General features: G+C 52.7%; 19 protein-coding genes and 6 tRNA genes. All 25 read left to right on the top strand.

Annotated features, from left to right (window positions below; translation table 11 throughout):
* Positions 1-34: 34 nt before the first annotated feature.
* The 25 genes from lepA (at position 35) to H8K47_RS06725 (ending at position 20,601) form a co-directional block, all read left to right on the top strand.
* On the top strand, positions 35-1,828 hold the full coding sequence (lepA, locus tag H8K47_RS06845; protein ID WP_186880655.1) for a translation elongation factor 4: 1,794 nt from the start codon (positions 35-37) through the stop codon (positions 1,826-1,828).
* Positions 1,825-2,730 carry a signal peptidase I gene (gene lepB, locus H8K47_RS06840; RefSeq protein ID WP_186880654.1) on the top strand — a complete coding sequence of 302 codons (906 nt, stop codon included), beginning with the start codon at positions 1,825-1,827 and terminating at the stop codon, positions 2,728-2,730. Before lepA ends, lepB begins: the two co-directional genes overlap by 4 nt.
* 183 nt (positions 2,731-2,913) lie before the next feature.
* Entirely contained in the window at positions 2,914-3,309 is a 396-nt protein-coding gene (locus H8K47_RS06835) for a DUF4845 domain-containing protein (RefSeq protein ID WP_186880653.1), read from the top strand.
* Positions 3,310-3,321: 12 nt separating this feature from the next.
* On the top strand, positions 3,322-4,167 hold the full coding sequence (rnc, locus tag H8K47_RS06830; RefSeq protein WP_186880652.1) for a ribonuclease III: 846 nt from the start codon (positions 3,322-3,324) through the stop codon (positions 4,165-4,167).
* Between the two features lie 8 nt (positions 4,168-4,175).
* Positions 4,176-5,078, top strand: coding sequence for a GTPase Era (gene era / locus H8K47_RS06825; protein WP_186880651.1), 903 nt, complete (start codon positions 4,176-4,178; stop codon positions 5,076-5,078).
* Positions 5,079-5,921 (top strand): DNA repair protein RecO, encoded by an 843-nt coding sequence (gene recO, locus H8K47_RS06820; RefSeq protein WP_408057835.1) that lies wholly within the window; start codon positions 5,079-5,081, stop codon positions 5,919-5,921. It abuts the gene before it with no gap.
* Positions 5,918-6,568, top strand: coding sequence for a hypothetical protein (locus H8K47_RS06815; protein ID WP_186880649.1), 651 nt, complete (start codon positions 5,918-5,920; stop codon positions 6,566-6,568). Before recO ends, H8K47_RS06815 begins: the two co-directional genes overlap by 4 nt.
* Complete coding sequence (acpS, locus tag H8K47_RS06810; protein WP_186880648.1) at positions 6,565-6,960, top strand: holo-ACP synthase; 396 nt, start codon at positions 6,565-6,567, stop codon at positions 6,958-6,960. The genes H8K47_RS06815 and acpS overlap by 4 nt, the downstream gene beginning before the upstream one ends.
* 61 nt (positions 6,961-7,021) lie before the next feature.
* Positions 7,022-8,896 carry an excinuclease ABC subunit UvrC gene (gene uvrC, locus H8K47_RS06805; RefSeq protein WP_186880647.1) on the top strand — a complete coding sequence of 625 codons (1,875 nt, stop codon included), beginning with the start codon at positions 7,022-7,024 and terminating at the stop codon, positions 8,894-8,896.
* A 117-nt stretch (positions 8,897-9,013) separates the two neighbouring features.
* Positions 9,014-9,607: a CDP-diacylglycerol--glycerol-3-phosphate 3-phosphatidyltransferase gene (gene pgsA, locus H8K47_RS06800; protein ID WP_186880646.1), complete on the top strand. Its 594-nt coding sequence runs from the start codon at positions 9,014-9,016 to the stop codon at positions 9,605-9,607.
* 50 nt (positions 9,608-9,657) lie between these two features.
* Positions 9,658-9,733, top strand: a tRNA-Gly gene (locus H8K47_RS06795).
* 22 nt (positions 9,734-9,755) lie between these two features.
* Positions 9,756-9,831: transfer RNA gene (locus tag H8K47_RS06790), tRNA-Gly, on the top strand.
* 30 nt (positions 9,832-9,861) lie between these two features.
* Positions 9,862-9,937: transfer RNA gene (locus H8K47_RS06785), tRNA-Gly, on the top strand.
* 28 nt (positions 9,938-9,965) lie between these two features.
* A tRNA-Gly gene (locus H8K47_RS06780) sits at positions 9,966-10,041 on the top strand.
* An 82-nt stretch (positions 10,042-10,123) separates the two neighbouring features.
* Positions 10,124-10,197, top strand: a tRNA-Cys gene (locus tag H8K47_RS06775).
* Between the two features lie 70 nt (positions 10,198-10,267).
* Positions 10,268-10,360: transfer RNA gene (locus H8K47_RS06770), tRNA-Leu, on the top strand.
* A 440-nt stretch (positions 10,361-10,800) separates the two neighbouring features.
* Positions 10,801-11,532 (top strand): TetR/AcrR family transcriptional regulator, encoded by a 732-nt coding sequence (locus H8K47_RS06765; RefSeq protein ID WP_186880645.1) that lies wholly within the window; start codon positions 10,801-10,803, stop codon positions 11,530-11,532.
* Positions 11,529-12,896 carry an ABC1 kinase family protein gene (locus H8K47_RS06760; protein ID WP_186880644.1) on the top strand — a complete coding sequence of 456 codons (1,368 nt, stop codon included), beginning with the start codon at positions 11,529-11,531 and terminating at the stop codon, positions 12,894-12,896. Before H8K47_RS06765 ends, H8K47_RS06760 begins: the two co-directional genes overlap by 4 nt.
* Positions 12,886-13,401 (top strand): DUF2867 domain-containing protein, encoded by a 516-nt coding sequence (locus H8K47_RS06755; RefSeq protein ID WP_186880643.1) that lies wholly within the window; start codon positions 12,886-12,888, stop codon positions 13,399-13,401. Before H8K47_RS06760 ends, H8K47_RS06755 begins: the two co-directional genes overlap by 11 nt.
* A 289-nt stretch (positions 13,402-13,690) precedes the next feature.
* Positions 13,691-14,326, top strand: coding sequence for an ABC transporter ATP-binding protein (locus H8K47_RS06750; RefSeq protein WP_186880642.1), 636 nt, complete (start codon positions 13,691-13,693; stop codon positions 14,324-14,326).
* Positions 14,327-14,455: 129 nt separating this feature from the next.
* Entirely contained in the window at positions 14,456-14,836 is a 381-nt protein-coding gene (locus H8K47_RS06745; protein WP_186880641.1) for a tautomerase family protein, read from the top strand.
* A 364-nt stretch (positions 14,837-15,200) separates the two neighbouring features.
* Positions 15,201-16,355: a flagellar biosynthesis protein FlhB gene (gene flhB, locus H8K47_RS06740; RefSeq protein WP_186880640.1), complete on the top strand. Its 1,155-nt coding sequence runs from the start codon at positions 15,201-15,203 to the stop codon at positions 16,353-16,355.
* On the top strand, positions 16,348-18,453 hold the full coding sequence (gene flhA, locus H8K47_RS06735; protein WP_186880639.1) for a flagellar biosynthesis protein FlhA: 2,106 nt from the start codon (positions 16,348-16,350) through the stop codon (positions 18,451-18,453). Before flhB ends, flhA begins: the two co-directional genes overlap by 8 nt.
* Complete coding sequence (gene flhF / locus H8K47_RS06730; RefSeq protein ID WP_186880638.1) at positions 18,450-19,766, top strand: flagellar biosynthesis protein FlhF; 1,317 nt, start codon at positions 18,450-18,452, stop codon at positions 19,764-19,766. Before flhA ends, flhF begins: the two co-directional genes overlap by 4 nt.
* A complete protein-coding gene (locus tag H8K47_RS06725) occupies positions 19,759-20,601 on the top strand; it encodes a MinD/ParA family ATP-binding protein (RefSeq protein WP_230405103.1) in 843 nt (280 codons plus the stop codon). Before flhF ends, H8K47_RS06725 begins: the two co-directional genes overlap by 8 nt.
* Positions 20,602-20,605 lie beyond the last annotated feature (4 nt).

The following is a 20,605-nucleotide window of genomic DNA, read 5'->3' as shown; positions in this document are numbered from 1 at the left end:
TACCGCTTCACATATAGAATTTTTAGCAATCTCAATGAATAACATCCGGAATTTCTCTATCATCGCCCACATTGATCATGGTAAATCAACGCTGGCGGATCGCATCATTCAACTATGTGGTGGCCTGTCTGACCGCGAAATGGAGGCGCAAGTCCTAGATTCGATGGATATCGAACGTGAGCGCGGAATTACGATTAAGGCACAGACGGCCGCTTTGCATTACAAAGCACGTGATGGTCAGGTGTATAACCTGAACCTGATCGATACCCCTGGTCACGTCGACTTCAGCTATGAAGTGAGCCGCTCCTTATCTGCTTGTGAAGGTGCATTGCTGGTAGTGGATGCGTCCCAGGGGGTGGAAGCGCAAACCGTAGCGAACTGCTACACCGCGATTGAGCTGGGGGTTGAAGTGGTGCCGGTCTTGAATAAAATTGATCTTCCGTCCGCTGATCCTGCGAATGCCTGTTCCGAAATTGAAGAAGTCATCGGCATTGACGCGACTGAAGCGGTGCACTGTTCAGCCAAGACTGGCCTCGGTGTGGCCGATGTGCTGGAATCCCTGATCGCTAAAGTGCCGGCTCCTGTGGGTGATCCGACTGCACCTTTGCAAGCCTTGATCATCGACTCCTGGTTTGATAACTATGTCGGTGTGGTCATGCTGGTGCGTATCGTCAATGGTACCCTGCGTCCAAAAGACAAAATCCTGTTCATGGCGACAGAGGCCCAACATCTGGTTGAGAGCGTCGGTGTGTTTACGCCTAAGTCCCTGAGCCGTGATCAGTTGACAGCGGGTCAGGTGGGCTTCGTAATTGCCGGTATTAAGGAATTGAAGGCTGCAAAAGTTGGCGACACCATTACGGTTGCGAACAATAAAGCCGCTGAACCTTTGCCAGGCTTTAAAGAAGTGCAGCCGCAGGTGTTTGCCGGTCTGTTCCCGGTCGAGGCGAATCAATACGACGCTTTGCGTGACTCGTTGGAAAAGCTCAAACTCAATGATGCAGCACTGATGTATGAGCCGGAAGTGTCGCAGGCGTTGGGCTTTGGCTTCCGTTGCGGCTTCCTGGGCTTATTGCACATGGAGATCGTACAGGAGCGCCTGGAACGTGAATTTGATATGGACCTGATCACCACGGCACCGACGGTCGTGTATGAAGTGGTGATGGCCGATGGCAGTATCGCGATGGTGGATAATCCATCCAAGATGCCTGAACCTTCACGTATTGAGGAAATTCGTGAACCTATCGTCACGGTAAACCTGTATATGCCACAAGAGTACGTCGGTTCAGTGATTACCCTGTGTACCCAAAAGCGCGGTGTGCAGATGGATATGAGTTATCACGGCCGCCAGGTCAAGCTGACGTATGAAATGCCGATGGCAGAAATCGTGCTGGACTTCTTTGATCGCCTGAAGTCCACTTCCCGTGGCTATGCGTCCATGGACTATGAGTTCAAGGAAAACCGAGCTGCTGACGTGGTTAAAGTCGATATGCTGATTAACAGCGAAAAAGTCGATGCGCTGGCGATTATCGTGCACCGTGCGAACAGCCAGTTCCGTGGCCGTGCTGTAGCTGCCAAAATGCGTGAACTGATACCGCGTCAAATGTTTGATGTGGCAATTCAGGCAGCGATTGGCTCTAACATCATTTCCCGTGAAAACGTGAAAGCCTTGCGTAAAAACGTTTTGGCCAAATGTTATGGTGGCGATATCAGCCGCAAGCGCAAGCTGCTCGAAAAACAAAAGGCCGGTAAAAAACGGATGAAACAAGTAGGCTCTGTGGAAATTCCACAAGAAGCATTCCTGGCGATTTTACAAGTGGACGAGAAATGAAATTTGCATTCCTTCTGGGTAACTTCGCCCTGATTTTATTTGTATTAACAGTAGGTACAGGTATAGTCTGGTGTCTGGATAAGTTTGTATTTTCCAGGCAACGTCGTGCTGCTGCAGATCAGGCCTTGGCGGACTTTGACGCACGGGTTGCCAAGCTGACTGCGGACGGCGTTAAGATGGAGCAGGGTAAGCGTGCAGAGATTGAAGCCAATCTGTTGCGTCAGCCGACCTGGATTGAATACTCGGGCAGTTTCTTCCCGGTGATAGCGATGGTGTTTTTCCTGCGCTCGTTTTTGTTCGAGCCATTTAAAATTCCTTCCGGCTCCATGATGCCTACCTTGCTGATCGGCGATCTGATACTGGTGAATAAATTCACATACGGCATACGTTTACCAGTGATTAACAAAAAAGTCATCGATCTGAACCAGCCTCAGCGCGGTGATGTGATGGTATTCAAGTATCCGCTGGACCCGACTGTAGACTACATCAAACGTGTGGTTGGTATCCCGGGTGATAAAGTAGAGTATAAAAATAAACGTCTGAGTATCAATGGTAAGCCTTTGCAATATGAGCAACTGCCAGATTTTCTGGATGAGATCAGTTATTCAAAGCAATTCACAGAAAATCTGACGGGTGTCTCACATCGCATCCTGAATGATGAAACACGTCCGGCTTTTGTGAATGATCCTTTAAATTTTCCGTATCGTCAGAACTGTAGTTATGATAGTGAGGGCTTTACCTGCGTGGTACCGGAAGGGCATTACTTCATGATGGGCGATAATCGCGACAATAGTGCTGATGGCCGTATCTGGGGTTTCGTGCCGGATCAGAATATTGTTGGCAAAGCCTTCTTTGTCTGGATGAATTTCGGCGATGTAAAACGTATAGGCAGTTTTCATTAATTTGCTTGATATAGGACTTACGCAAACCGCCCCAGCGGCGTTATGGCTCCTTGTCGTACTTATCGTACTGCCTGCGTCGCCATGCCTTGATGGGACAATTTTGCGTCAGCCCTGGAATCAATGTTTGAATCAATGCTTGAATCATTGCTTTTAATAGCACTTGAATAATCGGGAGAACATAATATGAAACAGACCGGACAACAGACACTGAAAGCACAGCAAGGTATTTCCTTGTTTGGATTGATTTTTTCCCTGGGTGTGATCGTCCTGATCGCGATGCTGGCGATGAAAGTGGTACCGACTGCGATCGAATACACTTCGATTAAGAAGGCGATTATGTCGGCTAAAAATGCAGGCACGACCGCCAATGAAATCCAGACCGCGTTTGATAAGCAGGCTGAAGTGAGCTATATCACTTCTATCTCAGGGAAAGAATTACAGATTTCCAAAGGCGATGAAGGCATAGAAGTCAGCTTCTCGTACCAAAAGAAAATTCCTCTGGTCGGACCAGCCAGCCTGTTGCTCGAATACCAGGGAACAACGGCTAGTCGTGGTGTGATCGCGAAAAAGCCAGAATAAGCAGACAGACGTATGAATCTTCAACTATTGCAAAAGAGACTGGGGCACCAGTTTAATAACCCCGCTTTATTGCAGCAGGCATTAACGCATCGTAGTCATAGTGTCACGCACAATGAGCGCCTTGAATTTCTCGGAGATTCGGTGCTCAACTGTGTGGTGGCATCCATGTTGTTCGATAGTTTTGCAGATATCGATGAAGGCGATTTATCGCGTGTTCGCGCCAATCTGGTCAAGCAGCAGTCTTTGTTTGAAATCGCTCAAAGTATAGAGTTATCGCAATTCCTGCGTTTGGGTGAGGGTGAGCTTAAGTCCGGCGGCTTCCGTCGCCCGTCTATCCTGGCGGACACGCTGGAAGCCTTGTTTGGCGCGATTTTCCTCGATGCCGGTTTCGATACTGCCAAGCGCGTGATTGAGGCCTTGTATCAGCCGATTATGGCTACTGTAGATCCGACCACGCTGGGTAAGGATGCCAAAACTTTGCTGCAGGAGTTTTTGCAAAGTAAAAAAATCGCACTGCCACAATACAATGTGGTCGCTACCCATGGTGCCGCACACAATCAGGAATTCGAGATCGAATGCCTGGTGCCTAAACTCGATATTCAGGTGTTTGGTACCGGTGGTAGCCGTCGCGCTGGCGAACAGGCTGCAGCGAAGCGTGCACTGGAAACCGCGATTGCTGCGCTGGCAAAATCGCCGGCAGCCCGTAAATCCAAACCCAGAAGCGCACAATTAAAATTAGCTGGTATTGCGACGCCGCAGCAAGATAATCCTGCGTCGTCTGAGACGCTGGCATCGCAGCAAGAACCGGGCGCAGCAGATAAAGCGCCTGCCGCGAAATCCCATCCTAAATCAGCCTGAGTCTTCCCATGAATGAAATCACAGACAACCCAGAATTTCGTTGTGGGTATATTGCCATTGTCGGCCGTCCTAATGTCGGCAAATCGACCTTAATGAATGCGCTGATCGGCGCCAAGGTCAGTATCACTTCGCGTAAAGCACAGACTACCCGTCACCGTATCACTGGCATACAAACCAAAGATCAGACGCAGTTTGTGTATATCGATACGCCGGGTTTTCAGACCCGCCATTCGAATGCGCTGAACCGCACGCTGAACCGTACGGTCACCACCACATTAACCGCTGCTGACGTGATTTTGTACATCATCGAAGCAGGGACGTTTGGTCCGGCTGATCAGCAAGTGATTGAGCTGCTGCCTAAGAACGTGCCTTGCATCCTGGTGATTAACAAATCCGACCGCATTAAAGACAAAGCGGTCATGATGCCGTTCGCTCAGAAGGTAGCGGCTGCTTTCCCGTTCACTGCGATTGTGCCGGTGTCCGCCACATTGCGCTTCCAACTGGAAAATCTGGAAGGCGAAATCCGCAAATACCTGCCGGAGCAGCCACCGATGTTCGGTGAAGACGATATCACTGACCGCAGTGAAAAATTTCTTGCCGCTGAAATCGTGCGTGAAAAATTATTCCGTTTTGTCGGTGATGAACTGCCTTACACAAGTACTGTGCTGGTCGAAAAATTTGAGCAGGAAGGTAATCTGCGTCGTGTGTTTGTTGCGATCCTGGTTGATCGTGATGGGCATAAATCCATGGTCATCGGCAATAAGGGCGCACGTCTGAAGGAAATTTCAACCCAGTCCCGCATCGACATGGAAAAGCTGTTTGGCGGCCCCGTGTATCTGGAAATCTGGGTCAAAGTCAAATCGGGCTGGGCCGACAATGAAGCCGGTTTGCGTGCTTACGGCTACGAGTAAATTGCTGTCCTTGAGGTGATGAGTCCAGCGACGGATGCAGTGGCAGAGGATCTTGCAGACTACCTGCAAGATCCTCTGCGCGTTTCTGCACCAGTCAAAAAGCGCAGCACCGCTGCCACCAGCGCAACGCGTGAGCGTAAAATCCTGCAGCAACCGGGCTTTGTGCTGCATGCGCGCCCCTACAAAGAAACCAGTCTGATCGTCGACGTGCTAACGCGTGATTTTGGCCGGATTGCGCTGGTTGCAAAAGGCGCGAAACGTCCACATTCCCAGTTGCGCAGCGTATTGCAGACTTTCCAGCCGCTGAATTTATCCTGGATGGGCAAGGCAGAATTAAAAACCCTGACCTCGGCCGATTGGGTGGGTGGTATGCTGCCCTTAGAAAAATCTGCGCTGGTATGCGGCTTTTATCTGAATGAGCTGATCATTAAGTTCCTGCTCAAAGACGAGCCGCATCCTGCCTTGTTTGATCAATATGTTGCTACCATCAATCAGTTAGCGCATGGTGAGTCTGCACCCGTGGTGTTGCGCCAGTTTGAGCTGGTGCTGCTGCGCCAGTCTGGCTTGCTGGGGGATATACATCTGTGTACCGAGCAGCGTGCAGTCGTGCAGCCTGAGCTGCATTATGTGCTCGATCCGCAAGCGGGTACGCGTCCGGCTCGCCCTGGCGATCATTTTCCGGTATTGAGCGGGGCTTGCTTGCTGGCGATGGCAGATGGCGATTACAGCCTGCCGGAAACGCAGTTTCAAAGTAAGATGCTGATGCGTTTTTTACTTTCGCATCATTTACACGGTGCGGTACTCAGTACCCGCCAGCTTTTGATCGATTTGCAGAATTTATGATGATACATCCTCCTTTGCATTTACCGGATCTGTGTATCGACCTGGATCCGGTCTTGCTCGCCTTGCTCAACGATGCAAACCCACAGTCTGTGTGTGAGCAGCTGATGCGCGATGCGGTGCACGCGGGTGCCGATCAGTTCAGCCTGGATCTGGCAGTCGCGAGCCTTACGCTGACAGCGGAAGGGGTGCAGAGTTTGCTGCGCACATGTCCGCTGCCGGTGTATGTGTATGCGTCTGCACAGGATGCTTTGGCACAGCGCTTATGGCAGCAGGGCTTAATCGCAGGACAGATCGCGCCAGAGCCGGTTGCAGACGCATCGTGGGTAGCCGTAGCCAACCCGGATAGCGCAGCTTTGCAGGCTGCGCATGCGCAGGGCGCGCGCAGTGTGCTGCTGGAATTGCCGCTAGAAGGCGCGCAGGCCGCGGCCGATTTCGCTGCGCTGTGTAGCGCTGCCACGCAAGCTGGCATCAGTCTGCGTTTGCCGCTGGGTTCAGTTCAGCAAGTGGCTGCGGTGCGTAGTTTTCCTTGCTGTCGCGTGCTGGAGTTGGGGCAGGGCTTGCTGGCGAATGCTTTGCTGTCAGGCTGGGGCAGTGCAGTCGCGACTGCCAAAGCGGAGCTGATACGCCTGTATGGTCCGCAGTCATGATTTACGGCATAGGTAACGATATCACCCGGGTAGACCGTATGCAGCTTGCCTTGCAGCGTTCGGGTCCCAGATTTGCAGAAAAAATTTTGGGTGCGGACGAATGGTTGATCTACCAGCAACGTGCGGCACAGTCGGAGCTGCGTGCGATACATTATTTGGCGACCCGTTTTGCAGCCAAAGAAGCCTTTGGCAAAGCGATAGGTACTGGTGTGCGTTTGCCGATGACCTTGAAAAATCTACAGACCCTGAATGATACGCAGGGTAAGCCAGTGCTGCATTTTTCCGATACGCTGGCAGTCTGGATGCAGACGCAGCGCCTGAAAGCGCATGTGTCGCTCAGTGATGAAAAAGAATATGCGCTGGCTTTTGTCGTGGTAGAAGCAGAGCGCTGAGCCTGTCACCTGGTAACCACCATTTCGTACGCAAACTGCGTCGTTTTACTTAGCACCCATCATGACCGAGAATGAGCAGCAAGCCGACGGCAGACAACAAGTGCTCGATACCGTCGCAAAATTACCCCACTTGCCCGGCGTGTACCGCTATTTTGATCAGCAGGATCAATTGCTGTATGTGGGTAAGGCGAAAGACTTAAAAAAGCGTGTTACCACCTATTTTCAAAAGACCTTATCCAGTCCGCGTATCGCCATGATGGTCGCGAAAATCGCGCGTATGGAAACCACGGTGACACGCAGCGAGGCTGAAGCCCTGATCCTGGAAAATAATCTGATCAAGGCGCTGCGTCCGCGCTACAACATTCTGTTTCGCGACGATAAATCCTATCCCTATCTGAAAATCAGTCAGCATGCCGCGCCGCGCATGAGTTACTACCGCGGTGCGGTCGATAAAAAACATCAGTACTTCGGTCCATTTCCATCGGGCTGGGCGGTCAAGGAGTCGATGGAGATACTGCAAAAAGTTTTTTTGCTCAGGAATTGCGAGGACAGTGTCTACGCCAATCGTACCCGTCCGTGCCTGTTGCATCAGATCCATCGCTGCAGCGCGCCCTGCGTAGGTCTGATCACGCCTGAAGATTATCTGCAAGACGTGACGAATGCAGCGGATTTTTTACGTGGCCGGCAGCTGGAAGTGCTGCAGTCCTTGGAAAAGAAAATGCTGGCGTATGCGGAGCAGCTCAGGTTTGAACAGGCGGCGCTGGTACGCAACCAGATGTCCGCTTTATCGAAAGTGCTGCAGCAGCAGAGCATGGAAACCAGCGGCAACGCCGATGTTGATATCATCGCTGTGATCGTGGAAGGTGGTCGCGCCTGCGTGAATCTGGCCATGATACGCGGTGGGCGGCATCTGGGTGACCGCGCTTATTTTCCGACTCATGTCGACGAGGTGCAGGCGACAGCAGAAGACAGCATAGACGCAGAAGTGTTGGCTGCCTTCCTGGCGCAGCACTATGTCGAGCAATTCATTCCGGCCACGCTAGTCACCAATATCGAATTGAATGCGCCTGATCTGATGCTGGCACTGACCGAGCAATGCGGTCACAAAATCCATCTGAGTTTTCAGCCGCAGGAGCAGCGCCGTATCTGGCTGGAGATGGCACTCAAAGGTGCACGGCTGGCGCTGGCGCGTTTGTTGTCCGAGCAGGGTTCGCAACAGGCCCGCACCCGTGCGCTGGCTACCGTGCTGGAACTGGATACGCAGGATCTGGATGCGATACGGGTCGAGTGCTTTGATATCAGCCATACCCAGGGTGAGGCGACCCAGGCTTCATGCGTGGTCTTCCACCATCATGCGATGCAGAATGGCGAATACCGGCGCTTCAATATCTCCGGCATTACGCCTGGGGATGATTATGCTGCTATGCGCCAGGTACTGACGCGTCGTTACGCGCATTTGTCAGCGCAGAGTGAAACGGCGGAAGACCGCGTCATGCCGGATGTAGTGCTGATTGATGGTGGTAAAGGTCAGGTCGAAGTCGCGCGTCAGGTATTCACCGAACTGGGGTTGGATTGTAGTCTGATCGTTGGCGTCGCAAAGGGGGAGGGGCGCAAGGTTGGGCTGGAAACCCTGGTATTCGTCGATGGTCGCCCTGAGCAGGAATTGGGTAAAGAATCGGCAGCACTGATGCTGATTGCACAGATCCGCGATGAGGCACATCGCTTCGCGATTACCGGCATGCGCGCCAAGCGCGACAAGGCGCGCCAGACCTCGCAGTTGGAAGATATCGAAGGTGTGGGCCCAAAACGACGCCAGAAATTACTAAGTCGCTTCGGTGGCCTGAAGGGTGTGGCAGATGCGAGTGTCGATGAATTAGCCAGCGTGGAAGGAATATCGCACAAACTCGCCGAAGAAATTTACAAGCGACTGCGATAGACAAATATAATGGGCGGAATTTCTTATAAAAACGGTGAAGTCAGCACGGTACGCGACACGCAAAAGCGGTAGTCGTCAGCCATGCTGAACCACTGGCCTGAACCTCATAACAAAGTCATGCCCTTAAATTTTCCGATACTGCTGACCTGGTTGCGTGTTGCATTGATTCCCCTGGTGGTCGGTGTTTTTTATTTGCCGGATGCGTGGCTGAGCCCTTTCCATAAGGGCCTTGCTTCGACCATCGTGTTTATCGTTGCGGCAGTGACTGACTGGTTTGATGGTTTTCTGGCGAGGCGCTGGAATCAGACTTCCTCGTTCGGCGCCTTCCTCGATCCGGTGGCTGACAAGCTGATGGTAGCCGGTGCCTTGCTGGTGTTGGTGCAGCTGGACAGGGTGAATGCCGTGATCGCGTTTGTGATCATAGGGCGTGAGATTACCATCTCTGCATTGCGTGAATGGATGGCGCTGATCGGGGCGTCGAAATCGGTAGCAGTCAGCTCGCTGGGTAAAATTAAAACCACGGCACAGATGGTCGCCATTCCTATGCTGCTGTATTACGACATGCTGTTTGGTGTGATCGATTCCGTACTGGTCGGCTCCTGGTTATTGCTGGTGGCAGCCGTGCTGACAGTCTGGTCTATGTGCTATTACCTCAAGAAAGCCTGGCCGCTGATCAAGGAAAGCACAGAGCAACAGGACAAAGTGAGTTAGCCCGCTTGACATAATTTCGGAGTGCTATATAATTTTGGTCTTTCGTCGATGCGGGAATAGCTCAGTTGGTAGAGCGCAACCTTGCCAAGGTTGAGGTCGAGAGTTCGAGACTCTTTTCCCGCTCCAAGTACCTTCGATGAAATGTAATGCGGGAATAGCTCAGTTGGTAGAGCGCAACCTTGCCAAGGTTGAGGTCGAGAGTTCGAGACTCTTTTCCCGCTCCAGGTTTCGTAGTAAATGTTGTGATGGTCAAAGCGGGAATAGCTCAGTTGGTAGAGCGCAACCTTGCCAAGGTTGAGGTCGAGAGTTCGAGACTCTTTTCCCGCTCCACTTACCCACACAGCAGGCAACAGTTAATGCGGGAATAGCTCAGTTGGTAGAGCGCAACCTTGCCAAGGTTGAGGTCGAGAGTTCGAGACTCTTTTCCCGCTCCAGATTAAATCGGGGAATACGTTCCCCGTTTTTATCAGAGCAATAGTGATGTATTTTGCAGCGTAAGCTGTGAGGTATTTCAAAGGCGGGGTAGCAAAGTGGTTATGCAGCGGCCTGCAAAGCCGTAGACGCCGGTTCGATCCCGACCCCCGCCTCCAGTACAAAGAAAGCGCTGTTAAGCGCTTTTTTTTCAGAGCAAGCAGTTCCGGCTGCATGTTGTAGTGATGGGCCCGAGTGGTGAAATAGGTAGACACATCGGACTTAAAATCCGCCGCTTTCCGTAAAAGGGGCGTGCCGGTTCGATTCCGGCCTCGGGCACCATATCGACATCTCAGTAAGTGCAAAAACCCGCAAATTCTTTGGAGTTTGCGGGTTTTTTGTTGTCTATTTCAAATGCCGGATGCGAATCCTGTCAGATTGTGGTGTGCATCGTTTGCCGCCATAGGGCGCCATCAGATATCGACGTTCCTAGGATAGTTATCTGTATCCTATCTGCGTGCTGGCAGACCGCTCAGTACAAACACACCTATCCAATCTGTGTCAGCCAGAAAAACTGCACATTTATCGCTTTTGCACTGTCGAGTTTGGGTGAAAATTGTTTCCGCCAGGCAGTGTTGAAGTGTTTTGGCATCTTGCTCATTCGTTTATTGGAAGATAAACGATACAAACTCTCTATAAAAAAAGAAAATTTTGCTATTTATAGATACAAAGTATATAGTAAACGCATAATTTTTACGTTTAAAGAAAAGTTTGTATTGATTATGAAAACATCCAAATCCCAGCAAGAACAAACCCGGCGTACGCTGATCCGTGCTGCCGTCGAACTGATCACTGAAAAAGGATATGACGCAGCCACCATGAAGCAGATTGCACGCATGGCCGGAGTGGGTGATGCGACGATCTACAAATACTTTCCGACCAAAGAAAAAATTCTGTTCGCGTATTACGAACTGGCGATAGAGGTGACACTGGAGTTGACGGAAGAAACGCCGGGTTGGGAAAGTTTCACGCTGCAGGAACGTCTGCAAAGGCTGGTCGATGGCTTGCTCGAATTACTGCTGGCCGATCGCGAATTTGTGGAGATCAGCCGCAGCCTGTTCGGTAAATCGCCCTTGCTGATGATGCGCGATCACATGCCAGGTCAGCAAAGTCTGAAGCGGGCGATACTGCAGTATCTGCAGCATGCCGAAGACAGCCAAGAAATCGCGCCCTGCGATTTTAAAAACATGATCAGCGGCTTGTTCGGCGACTACCTGTTCGCTGTTATTGCCTACTGGCTCAAGGACGAATCGGATGAATTTGCCGATACAACGCAACTGGTGGATATGACGCTGGCGATTTTTGTGACGGCGTTGCAGAGTGGCCTGATCAATAAACTGTCCGAGCTCTTCAGTTTCATGTTGCGCAACCAGCTCTCGCGCGTGATGCAAAACAGCTCTGGCTTACTTGGCATGCTCAAGCTCATGCGCACAGGTATGGAGTCGGCAAAATGAGTAAGGCGCCGCCGGAAAGCAAACTGGGGCGTAGCGCACTCACCGGCCTTGCGCTGGCCCACGCGGGCGCCAGCCGTTTGGGTCATAAAGCCAGACACTGGATGCGCAAAGACACCGACAAAGCTGCAGCGCAAGATGCGCATGAAGCAGAACTGGGACGCATCCTGTTTCGCACGCTGAACCAGCTCAAAGGCAGTGCGCTGAAAATTTCGCAAATGCTGAGCCTGGACAGTGACTTTCTGCCACCAGGCGTCAGACGTGAACTGGCTAAAGGCTGTCATCAGGTGACACCGTTGAACCGTGCGCTGATCCATAAAGTTTTTCAGCGCGAATTCGGCAAAGCACCAGAACAGCTGTATGCGCAGTTCGAGCCACTATCCTTTGCCGCAGCCAGTCTCGGTCAGGTCCACCATGCGCGTACACATGAGGGGCAAATGCTGGCGGTGAAAGTGCAATACCCGGGCATCGCCGCCACCGTGACCAGCGATATCCGCATGCTGCGCACCATGCTCACCACGCTGGGTTTAGGAAACGACATCATGCCGCGCAAGGATGTGGTGGACAGCTTCGTGGGTGAGATGGAAATCAAGCTGATGGAGGAACTCGATTATCTGCATGAGGCTGCCCAACTGAACTGGTTTCGTCAGCACTGCAAGTTACCCGGCATTGCCATTCCGCGCACCATGCCGACGTTGTCGAGCGCGCGCGTACTCAGCATGGAGCAATTGGACGGACTGCATCTGGACGCCTGGCTCGCCAGCAATCCTGATCAGGCGCAGCGCGATCATTTTGGCCAGTTGTTGTTCGACTGGTTCTGGTATTGCGTGTGCGAACTCGGTTATCTGCATGCCGATCCACATCCAGGCAATTTCATGTTCATGCCAGATGGCCGGTTGGCGGTACTTGATTTTGGCTGTACTAAAGCCATGTCGCCTGAGTTTTGCAGCGCCATGGCCGACAGCTGGCGCGCGCTGTTGCTGGACAACGAGACAGAACGCAACCGGGCATTGCGTCTGGCCTACGTCGATCTGCATTTGTTATCGCCGGATTTATCTCAAGACCGTTTCGATCATGAGGTACTGCCAGTCCTGCAAGCCGTACAGGACTGGAAAATTCAATGCTTTCGTACGGAGCGCTTCGATTTCACTCATCAATCGCCTTATCCGGTGTCGCTTGATCAGCGTAACAACCAGGTTTTGGCTCAGGTCGAAGGCTACCACCCTGATATGCCGTATTTTGACCGCGCCTACCTTGGTCTGATACACATGCTGAAGAGCCTAGGTGCGGTGGTGAATACCGGCATGCCCTGGGTGAGGAATGAGGGCATACATCAACAGAGAATGAGGTCAGATTATGCTACCTGACGTAACAGAGGCAGCCATCCCTGCCAAAACTAAGATTGCTGGCGAATTGAACGGTGCATATTTTTACGATTGCCATCAGATGGATTATCAACATGAAGGAATATCAGCTATGCAGGTATTCTTAAATGCCTTCGGTAATACCCCGGCCTGGGTCGATTTTTTAATGCAGATACGGAATCGTGTGGTCAGTCTGTTTGGTTTGAAAGACCTTGGTCAGCTACGTGCCATCCTTCCTGCTAAAACCGCTGCCGATTACCGGATTGGCGATCAGGTCGGCATCTTCTCGCTGATCTATCAGTCTGAACAGGAAGTGATTTTGTGCGATTGCGACAAGCATCTCGATGTCAAAGTCTCACTCAGCAAACAAAGCAAAGAAGGCCGCCAGTTCATCGCTGTCACAACAGTCGTGCATGTACACAATATGCTGGGGAAGGTGTATATGTTCTTTGTCGGACCTGCGCACAAAGTCATCGCTCCTGCAGTGATACAGCATGCGAAACAGTAAAGCACTGAATGTTATGAACGGGATGTATTGCACCATCGCAGTCCAGCCAGGTTGCGATTGATAAAAAACCGGTGGACTGGGACGATTTGAAATCATACCGACATCGCAGTCAGTACAAAAAACCGCAAATTCTTTGGAGTTTGCGGGTTTTTTTGTTGCCTGTTTCAAGTGCCGTCTACGAATGCGCCCAGGTTGTGGCGCGCATAGATTGTCGCCATAATGCTGGTCTGACTATGCCGGCCTTAGGTTGGCTTTTTCCCTTGTTTAACAAGAATCACCGGTAGCTGCTATGCATACTCAAAACACCGCAATTTTACAGATCGACGGCCTGCATATCGCGCATGGACGGCTGACCTTATCTGACTGGTCAGCGACGATTGCTGCCGGTGTCACGCTGGTCTGTGATGAGGAGGGGGAATGTAAGACGGATTTTCTGCGTTTGCTGGCGGGTGAGTTATCAGCTGCTGCGGGCAGCCTGTGCCTGTCGGGTGTGGTGCAGCAGGTGGATGCGCAAGCTTATGGGCGGCAGGTATATTGGATTGCGCCGGCGACCGTGGAGTACGATGAACTCACGGTAGAGGCATTTTTTGCTTTACAGGCCAGTCGCTATGCGGGTTTTGATCAGGCGGCGCTGGCGCAGCTGATTGCCGGGCTGGCGCTGGAGCCGCATTTGTTCAAGCAGATACGGATGTTATCGGCCGGTACCCGGCGCAAGGTGTGGATTGCGGCGGCGTTTGCGAGTGGTGCTGCGTTGACTTTACTGGATGATCCGCTGGCTGCGCTGGATAAAAGTTCGGCGACGTTTGTGTTGTCCCAGATGGCTGCCCTGGCGCAGGCGGGTCAGCGCGCACTGGTGGTGGGCGATTATCAGGCTCCGGCCAATGTGCCTCTGACGGCGAGGATAGACCTGGCTTCCCAGCTGTGAGTATGCCGCAAGGGCTTGCTGTTGCTGGTTGAGCGGCGCGCGGTAGAGCGTATGGAGATGTGTTATTCTAAGGCGGTTACCGTTGTTTGCCAGATCTACGTTGCAAAATGCTACAGACAGGAGACTGCCATGCCTTTCGTTACCATGACGACGCGTCAACCCAAAACCACGGCCTTTAAAGATGGGGTATTACAGGCTGTTCATGCCGCATTGGTGGTCAGCGGCGTGCCGCCGACGGATGTATTTCAGCGTGTGCTTGAATTGCCCGCTGAAGATTTTCGCTTTGATACCCATTATCCGGATTTGTCTGAGGCGCGCACGGATGACTTTGTGCTCATTGAAATTGTATGGTCGGCCGGGCGCAGCGTAAAGGTCAAGAAAGCCTTGCTGGCAACGTTGATGGATGGCATTCGTGCAATGGGGATGTCGCCTGAGCAAGTCATGGTCTGCTTCAAGGAAACGACTTGGGAAAACTGGTCATTCGCTGGCGGGCGCATGTTGCACGTCTGATTTCGTTTTCTTCCTCAATACTCTGGCTGATCCGGAATCTTCTGACAATCAGCCGTCGATTCATCATCACCTAATAACGACGCGGTTCTCAGGCTGTTTTCTGGTTGTGGGCCGCGTCCTTGTTGGACTTCCTATTTTATCCTTCCTTCTCGTGCTTCGTTTTCAAGCGGATTTGCACTGCTGTTGACCGGATCACATGCATCGCTTGTCAGCGCGAGTACCGATTTTCTCTGTTATCTGCGAATAAGCGGGTTTTTCCTCGTTTATTCCAAGCATGCAATGCAGTGTGACTCACTAATAATGCTCACTGTAGACGTGTGATGGTGAAGTTGTGTTTGCCATGCGGAAATAACAGGAGCCGGTAATGGCCGAAGAAAGCGATCTCGAAAGAACCGAACCGGCCTCGCCCAAGCGTCTGGAGGACGCGCGCAAGGAGGGGGACGTTCCGCGTTCGCGCGAGTTATCGACTTGTACGGTACTGCTGGCTGCTGGCGGCGCTTTGTGGGCGATGGGGGGCTCACTGGTGACTCAGCTCAATCACAGCCTGATTGCTGGTCTTAGTCTGGAGCGTGAAGTCGCTTTTGATTTCAATTTGCTGGTGCAAAAGATCTTCGTCAGTCTGGCCGATGTATCGCTGGCCTTCGCACCGGTTGCGGTCTTGTTGCTGGTGGTGGCGCTGTCTTCACCCTTACTGATTGGTGGCTGGCTGTTTAGTGCCAAGGCCTTGCAACCGAATTTTGGCCGCATGAATCCGATTTCCGGACTTGGCAATATGGTGTCCTCACGTGCCGGTGTTGAATTGCTTAAGGCGGTATTGAAAACCATCCTGGTTGGCAGTGTGTCCTGGGTAGTCGTGATGGGGCAGAAAGAGGCGATGTTTAGCCTGGCCACAGAGTCGGTGCAGACCGGTTCGGCCCATGTGGGCCACATGCTGGGTGTGTGCTTTATGGCGATTGTGGCTTCACTGGTGGTGATCGCGGCGATTGATGCGCCTTACCAGATGTGGGCGTATGCCGAGAAGCTGAAGATGACGCATCAGGAAGTGATTCAGGAATCGAAAGAGGCCAATGGTAATCCGCAGATCAAGGCCAAAATGCGTCAGCAACAGCGTGAGATGGCGCGCCGTCGCATGATGTCGGAAATCCCGACCGCCGATGTAGTGGTGACCAACCCAACCCACTTTGCGGTAGCGCTGAAATATACAGAAGGTGGTATGCGTGCGCCGCAGGTGGTCGCCAAAGGTGCGGATGCCGTGGCGGCCAAAATTCGTGAAATCGCGGCGGAAAATAAAGTACCGCTGCTGGAAGCACCACCGCTGGCCCGTGCGCTGTACAAGCACACTGAGCTGGGCGATGAAATCCCTGAGGCTTTGTACGGTGCAGTGGCAGAAGTGCTGGCCTATGTATTCCAGTTGCGGGTGTATCGCGAACGTGGTGGAAAGTATCCCGATGAGCCACGCAATCTGAATGTACCAAAAGAGCTGGACCCTTTGAATTTGTTAGGAGAGAACCATGAATAGCCTGAGACTGCCGGTCTGGATGGCCGGCATGAATGCTAAGGCTTTAGCGGCACCGCTGTTAATCGTGCTGATGCTGGCGATGATGATATTGCCGCTGCCAGCCTTTGTACTGGATATGTTTTTCAGCTTCAATATCGCAATTGCGGTAATTGTATTGCTGACCAGTCTGTACACGGTTAAACCGCTGGATTTCATGGTGTTCCCAACGGTGCTGCTGGTCAGCACCATGTTGCGTTTATCGCTGAACGTGGCATCGACCCGCGTGGTGCTGACGGAAGGTCATACCGGCCCCGATGCGGCCGGTAAGGTGATTGAAGCTTTCGGCCATTTTCTGATTGGTGGTAACTACACTGTTGGTATCGTGGTGTTCGTGATTCTGACCATTATCAACTTTACTGTGGTGACCAAAGGTGCGGGTCGTATCGCGGAAGTTGGTGCGCGTTTCGCATTGGATGCGATGCCTGGTAAGCAAATGGCAATTGATGCAGATTTAAATGCCGGTCTGATCGCCGAACAAGAAGCGCGTCGCCGTCGTACCGAAGTCGCGCAGGAGGCCGAATTTTATGGTGCGATGGACGGTGCCTCGAAATACGTGCGTGGTGATGCGGTGGCCGGTATCGTGGTCACCGTGGTCAATATCGTCGGTGGCCTGATTGTCGGTATGGTGCAGCATGATCTGGATTTTGGTTCAGCCCTCAAAAACTATACCTTGCTGGCGATTGGTGATGGCCTGGTAGCACAGATTCCTTCGCTGATTATTTCTATCGCAGCCGGTGTGGTGGTATCCCGCGTTGCCAGTGAAGAGGATATCAGTACCCAGTTAGTGGGCCAGTTATTTGCCAAGCCACAGGTGATGTTTATCACGGCCGGCATCGTCGGTGGCATGGGTGTGATCCCCGGCATGCCACATATGGCTTTCGTATTTTTGGCCTCGGTGCTGGGTGGTGCCGGTTACCTGATACAGAAGCGTATCGACGAACAAAGCAGCCCGGCTGCTGCCACTGCGGCGCAGGCTGCTGCCGCAACCGCCGCCGCTGCCGCACCGGAAATGGAAGAAGCGACCTGGCAGGATATTTTGCCGGTCGATACCCTGGGTCTGGAAGTGGGTTATCGCCTGATTCCGCTGGTCGACAAATCTCAGGGGGGCGAATTGCTGCGCAGGATTAAAGGCATACGTAAAAAATTCGCACAGGAAGTCGGCTTCCTGTCGCCAGCTGTGCATATACGCGACAACCTGGAATTGAAACCATCGGCGTATAAAATCGCCCTTAAAGGCGTGGAAGTCGGCGCTGGCGAAGCCATGAATGGTCAGTATCTGGCGATTAATCCCGGCATGGTCAGCGGCCCTTTACCTGGTGTGGAAACTACCGATCCGGCTTTTGGTCTGCCCGCTGTCTGGATCGATGGCAGCATGCGTGAGCAGGCACAGATCATGGGGTACACCGTGGTGGACGCCGGTACCGTGATTGCCACTCATCTCAATCACATCATTACGACACACGCAGCGGAGTTGTTGGGCCGTCAGGAAGTGCAATCCCTGCTTGATCATCTGGCCAAGGAAATGCCGAAGATGGTGGAAGATCTGGTACCGAAAATGCTGCCTTTATCTGTGCTGCAAAAAGTATTGCAGAACCTGTTGCAGGAAGGCGTACATATCCGCGATATGCGTACGATTATTGAAACGCTGTCGGAGCAGGCAATGCATAGTCAGGACGCGAATGAGCTGACAGCGCAGGTCAGGATTGCACTGGGTCGTGCGATCGTTCAGCAGATTTTCCCAGGCACCAATGAGCTGACCGTGATGGCACTCGACAGCCGTTTAGAGCGTTTGCTGATGCAAGCGATGAATACCGGTGGCGGCGACGGTACTGCGCTGGAGCCGGGCCTGGCTGACACGCTGGCGGCACAGGCCGATCAGGCTGTGAAGGAGCAGGAGCAAATGGGGCAAACCCCGGTCTTGCTGGTGCCAGCACCGCTACGTCCATTGTTGTCGCGCTTCCTGCGCCGTGCACTGCCGCAGCTCAAAGTGCTGTCGCATGCTGAATTACCTGAAACTAAAACAATTCGAGTTACCAGCCTGATCGGAGGGCAATCATGAACGTGAGAAAATTTACTGCCAATACCTCGCGTGAGGCTTTGCGTATGTTGCGTGATGCACTCGGTGCGGATGCCGTCATCCTGTCTAATAAAACCGTCAACGGTAAAGTCGAGATCATGGCCATGGCGGAAGGGTCTGTGCCTGAATACACACCGGTGGAAAAACCACGCAGTATGGCCCCTGAAGTCGCGCGCCTGACGCCGGCTTTTCCGGCAGAATCCGCCCGCAGCTTCAGCCCGCGCAGTTTCGCACCTGATGCGGAGGCCGAACCAGTGCGTCCGCTGATTACCCGTCCATCCGTCGCCAGTCCGGTCAGCTCAGCCAATGCAGCGGCATCCAGTGAACTGCACGATGTCATGAGTGAGATCCGCTCTATGCGCAGTATGCTGGAATCACAACTGGCTGAATTGTCGTGGTCCGCGACTCAGCAAAAGCAGCCGCATAAAGCAGAAGTGTTGCGTGAGATGTTGGCGACTGGTCTGAGTGCGAGTTTGTCGCGCTACCTGATCTCGAAATTGCCTGAGGGTGATTCGGTGCAAAATGGGGTGGAATGGGTTAAGTCGGTATTGGCGCGCAATCTGATGACCATCGACAATGAAAGCGAAATTCTGGAAAAGGGCGGCGTCTACGCGCTGGTAGGACCAACAGGTGTCGGCAAAACCACGACCACCGCCAAGCTCGCAGCGCGTTGCGTGATGCGTCACGGGCCTTCCCAACTGGCACTGATTACCACCGATGGTTATCGTATCGGCGGCTACGAACAGCTAAGAATTTACGGAAAAATCCTGGGTGTGATGGTGCATGCAGTCAAAGATGAGAGTGATTTACGTATTGCCTTGTCGGAACTCAAGAATAAACATACAGTATTGATAGATACTGTCGGTGTCAGTCAGCGCGATAAGATGGTAACGGAACAGGTCGCCATGTTGTCTGGCTCCGGCTCACAAGTGAAGCGTCTGCTGTGCCTGAATGCGACTTCCACAGGCGAGACCCTGAGCGAAGTGGTGCGTGCCTATCAGGGCGGTGGTCTGGCCGGCTGCATCCTGACTAAACTGGATGAAGCGGCAACCATAGGCGGTGCGCTGGATATTGCGATCCGTCAGCGGCTGGCACTGTATTATGTTGCGAGTGGTCAGCGTGTGCCGGAAGATTTACATGTGGCGAATAAGCAGTACCTGATCGACCGTGCATTTAAGCTCAAGCGTGAAACCGCCGCTTTCCGCTATCTGGATGAGGAGCTGCCGTTGATCATGGCAGGTGCCGTGCAGGGACGCAGTGCAGCAGGAATGGCGAGGGAGGTGTCCCTTGGCTAAATTTGATCAGGCAGAAGGTCTGCGCCGCATGCTGGCTGGACCTAAACCCAGGGTGCTGACGTTTTTATCTGTGCTGAGCGAAGATGAAAAGAGCGGCACGCTGGCCAATCTGGGCGTTTCGCTGGCACGGCAGGGCAATCAGGTATTGATGATCGACGCGCGTTCCACCCGTCAAAGTGTGGGCGCCTGGCTGAATGCGCGATTTGACCGCAGCTTATTGGATGTAGCGAAACAACAGCGTACAATGCAGGAAGCAATAAAAGTTGTCGCAGCAGGATTATCTGTGACGCAGTTGTCGCGTCACCCTGACCAGATCCATGCGCTTCCGCCAGAACAGTTGCGCGGTTTATCGCAGGTGTTTGACACGCTGGTGCATGATGTGGATCTGGTGGTGGTGGATGCAGCAATTGATGCAAGGGATAATTTTCCGTTGGCCTTGATGGATGATAGCGAGCTACTCATCCAGGTGTCTTCAGATCCGGCGGCCATTAAGGCTGCCTATGGTCTGATTAAGCGCTTGAGTGCCCGCCTTGGCCGGCGCTCATTCAATGTGCTGGTATCAGGGGTAAGTGAACAGGAGGCAACGTTGATCTACTCAAATATGGCGCAGGCTGCGAGCCGTTATCTGGCCGTGCCGCTGCAATTTGTAGGTTATGTGCCTCAGGATGAATATGTAATTAAGGCCGCACACTTGGGACAATCCGTGATTGATGCCTTTCCGAAAGCACGCGCAGCGCTGGCGTTCTCCCGTCTGGCAGAACGTCTGGCTGCGGGCGCGCGCTCCAGCCTGGCGCTGGAAGTTCAGTCTGAGCTGAGTGTGGGCCTCGGAATGTGATAAC

The organism is Cognatundibacterium rugosum (assembly GCF_014284365.1).
GTDB classification, from domain to species: domain Bacteria; phylum Pseudomonadota; class Gammaproteobacteria; order Burkholderiales; family Burkholderiaceae_D; genus Undibacterium; species Undibacterium rugosum.
The sequence above is the reverse complement of the archived record's forward strand: the minus strand, read 5'-3'. Positions and strand labels throughout refer to the sequence as shown.